The 3,608-nt window shown below is 66.1% G+C and carries 3 protein-coding genes and 2 pseudogenes; all 5 read right to left on the bottom strand.

From position 1 onward, the window contains the following. A pseudogene (locus AZG88_RS27585) lies at positions 1 to 639 on the bottom strand (tyrosine-type recombinase/integrase); the annotation flags it as partial. Between the two features lie 504 nt (positions 640 to 1,143). Further along, positions 1,144 to 1,809 carry an ATP-dependent DNA helicase gene (locus tag AZG88_RS27580; RefSeq protein ID WP_082833494.1) on the bottom strand — a complete coding sequence of 222 codons (666 nt, stop codon included), beginning with the start codon at positions 1,807 to 1,809 and terminating at the stop codon, positions 1,144 to 1,146. A gap of 25 nt (positions 1,810 to 1,834) precedes the next feature. Beyond that, positions 1,835 to 2,002 carry an ANTAR domain-containing protein gene (locus tag AZG88_RS27575; RefSeq protein ID WP_061699722.1) on the bottom strand — a complete coding sequence of 56 codons (168 nt, stop codon included), beginning with the start codon at positions 2,000 to 2,002 and terminating at the stop codon, positions 1,835 to 1,837. Between the two features lie 423 nt (positions 2,003 to 2,425). After that, positions 2,426 to 2,833, bottom strand: a complete 408-nt coding sequence (locus AZG88_RS27570) for a hypothetical protein (protein WP_061699721.1) — start codon at positions 2,831 to 2,833, stop codon at positions 2,426 to 2,428. A 159-nt stretch (positions 2,834 to 2,992) separates the two neighbouring features. After that, positions 2,993 to 3,608: pseudogene (locus tag AZG88_RS55355) on the bottom strand (phosphatidylserine/phosphatidylglycerophosphate/cardiolipin synthase family protein); the annotation flags it as partial.

The following is a 3,608-nucleotide window of genomic DNA, read 5'->3' as shown; positions in this document are numbered from 1 at the left end:
GGGCTGACCCCCGGAGAACAGTCCCCCGTCGGCCAACCAGGTCACCACCAGTCGGTCGCGTGCCGAACGGACCGATGCCAGCAGCCGGTCGCGTGCACCGTCGGGAAGCATCTTCGGGTGCCGACGCCGCAGCCCCGACGGAGCCAACGGGTTCGCCGGCATCGACGACGTCGTGTGCCCCAAGAACGCGCGCCGACGGTCCACCCGCGTCGGCAGCCGACGCTTATCCAGCCTCCGGCCCAGCTCGGCATTCACCCCGAGCGCAGCCTGATGCAGATAGAACCCCTTCAAACAGGCTGCCGTAGTCGACAGCGCCGCATGCCCGTACGGGCGTTTCCCGGCCCGCCACGGCTCGCCCAACGGCATCGTGACCTCGGCGCCGACGATGCCCATATATCGTTCGAGATCCCGCAGCACCACCCTGTCCAACGTCAGGCACTCGCGCTCGAGCCAGCGCAGGTGATCCACCAACAGGTAGGCGTAGGTGCGTTGGGTGCCCGACCCGTCGTGCTCGCGCAGGAACCGGTCCGCCTCGCGATGCTCCGTTCCTTCCGGCCAGACAATCGTCCACGACCGCCTCCCACTACGCCTGTCGATCCGCTGAACCCGAAGATCCCCTACCACCACTCGCATCGCCATACGCCCTCCACGTCTCTGCCTGAACATGACGAACATCCCGAACCCTGGTCGGTAAACAACCACGGGACGTCCCGGAAGTCGCGCAGGACGAACGGCGTGTACGGATATATCTGCGGTCGGTAAAACCGACGACGGGAAGGCCGGCGTCGCAGTCAACGGCGATGAGGTTGTCTCTGTCTTCGCGCACAACGATTGTGCCCATCCAAGGGCGGCATACGCGCTGCTATCTCAGGCAACCGAAATCGGCGGACACCGACTGGATTGCTTCGACACAGTGCTTCCAAAGATCTACGCGCAATTGGGATTTGTCCCGGTCGCCCGCCTCGCCTGGAACGACGACTACGCACCCGATGGCTGGAACTACAGCACATACCGGAAGTTCAACAACGGACGGCCCGACGTCGTCTTCATGGCCTACGACCCAGCAGCAATCGGTTCGAAGTACACCAAAACAGCTGCCAAGTATGTCGACAACTACGACACGGGGATCGAATCTGCCCGGAACTACTCCTCTCGCAGGCCCTCTGCACCGAGTCCGGCAGAGCGGTAACCACCGAAGCGGAGGCAGGCGTAGCGGCTAGAAACTCTGCTCGCAAGATTGCAAGGCCGTGGTGCCAGGACCTGCACGTCCTGGCGCGGGTTAAGCCCGAACTTGTGGGGGATGCGGCGAGCGACGATGTCGACCACCAACTCGGCGGTCTCCTCGGCCGGGTGCAGGTCCGACTGTTCCGCGAGTTCGCAGGCGAACCAGAAGAAGTCGTCGAACCCGGTGAGCTGCGGGCCGGTTGCGGCGTTGATCCGGTGGGCGTTGACCACGATCCCGGACCGGCGGGCCTGCCGGAAGATCTTCGTCAACCGCACCCGCGGAATCGTGTCGGCGGACAGCAGGTCGCGCAGTACTTCTCCGGCACCGACGGAAGGGAGCTGGTCGACGTCACCGACCAGCAGCAGATGAGCCCCCTCCGGGATGGCCTTGACCAGTTTGTTGGCCAGGATGACGTCCATCATCGACGACTCGTCCACCACAACAAGGGCAGCGTCCAGCCTGTTGTCGCGATCGTATTTCGGGTCGCCGCCGGGTTGCAGCTCCAGCAGGCCGTGGACGGTGCAGGCCTGGTGGCCGGTCAGCTCGGCCAGCCGTTTGGCGGCCCGCCCGGTCGGCTCACGCAGCCAAGGGCATGGTCGAGGATCGGTTTCAGGATCGGCAGTCCAACGAGGTGATCATCCGGTGGGCAATGGCGGCGAGTTTGACGTTTTCGCGTTGGGAGGCGTCGACGAGGGACGCGAAGGCGGTGTCCTCGCCGATCCCGCGGGAGGCCATCAGGGCACCTTTGGCGTGTTCGATGACGCCCCGGTTCTCCATGGCGGTTTTCAGGCCGGACAGGTCGTGGAGTGCCTCTCGAGGTCCCGGGAGAGGCCGATGATGGTTTCCCCGACAGTGGTGTGATCTTCAGCAGGGCGGCGTCGAGGTCGCTGAAACCGTGGCCGTCGACGCTGTAGAGGTGGAGGGCACCGATATGATCCTCGCCCAGGCGCAGCGGCGCGGACAGGTAGCAGGCCGCGGTCGCCGGACGATCCTCGGCGGAGGCGTTCGCCGGGATCAACGGGTGGGTCATCGGCGCTACCACCCGGTGTCCGATGTGCGCGACCGCTCGCATCGCCCGTATTGCCTGAGCGTCGGACGCTCGTGTGCGGGTATGCAGGTCGGTTTGCCGGCAGCTTCCGGGCGACCGGGAAGCGTCCACCACCCGCTCGGCATTCAGCTCGACGAACAGCGTCTCCACAGTCACCGCTGGGCATCGGACTTGAAGGTGGTGGGGAAGGGGCTGGGCCCGAGTGCGAGGGTGAACGAGGTGGGGTGGAGTCCGCCCCGAGGCCAGGACCACTGCGTCGACCAATCGAGGGCGTCGGTGCGGGGCCGGGTTTCGTAGCGCGCGAAGTCGTCGCGGAGACCGGCGACGTACAGCGGGAACCGCAGCAGCAGCCCGGATGCGAACGCGGTCGCTGTGGACGGTTTCAGGGTGAGGCGTTCTCGGTCACGATCGGCATGCCCGCGTGCAGGGCGATCCTCCCGTGGTGGGCGGCGCGAGGGCCGGCCAACGACGGCGGCGCATGCTTCGATCGTCGCATCACCCGGCCCGGCGGTGTCGGTGAATTTCCTGAGAATCCTTACCCGCGAGAATGATTCGAACACGAGTCCTACGTCCGGGTAGCTGAGGTCAACGTGCCTACCCGCCGGTCCGCCGGGGTCGCGAGCTCTGGGGTGGATCCGCCAAGGCGCGACGAACGCACGACGCTCGGGTTCGCCGGTTCTGCGGCGCTGACTCTCAGGCTGACACAAGCACTCTGACGATCAGAGGTCCCACAACCCCAGCAACGCGGACCTAAGGTCAGGGGAGCGGACGAAGTGGTCGGTCCGCAGCCGTGAGCCAGGGTGCCCCAGATCGGTCAGCGCCTTCTCAGCATCGGAAAGGAGGACTGGAGACAGGCCGGTGCGCAGGCGCAGGAAGTACAGAACCGCTCCACCGGACCGCGGGATCTTCATCGGGTCGGACACCACGACCGCCGGCGCGTAAATCCACTCGTCATCCGCGAGGACGATCACGTCGCCCCGCCTCACCCCGCTGGGCCTGTCGAGGCGAAGCGATTCGAGCTGATACTTCGCCGCCGGGCCGCCGCGGCTGTGATGGCGGCCCCGCTGCTCGTCGAGCGTGTTTGACGAACATCCGAGTCACCGGCGTCGGCAGGAAATCGGTCTCGATGCGAACCCTGCCGGTGACCCCGGGCAGCGGGACCGCGCGGCCGATCTCCCACTCCAGGATCGCGTCGTCCAGGAACACCTGATCGACCTCGGTGATCTCGTCGAGGCCGTCGATGAACTTCCGCACGGAGGCGATGATCTCGGGGTCGTCGGTAATGACCACCGCGTCGTCGGCGAGGGTGGAGTTCTCCGACGCGTTCGCCGACCC

It is taken from the genome of Rhodococcus sp. LB1 (genome assembly GCF_001583455.1).
GTDB classification, from domain to species: Bacteria; Actinomycetota; Actinomycetes; order Mycobacteriales; family Mycobacteriaceae; genus Rhodococcus_F; species Rhodococcus_F opacus.
The sequence above is the reverse complement of the archived record's forward strand: the minus strand, read 5'-3'. Positions and strand labels throughout refer to the sequence as shown.

Coding starts and splice junctions, on each gene's coding strand:
- AZG88_RS27575 (WP_061699722.1), bottom strand. CDS start 2,002: ATGGAGAACCGGGGCGTCATCGAACACGCCAAAGGTGCCCTGATGGCC.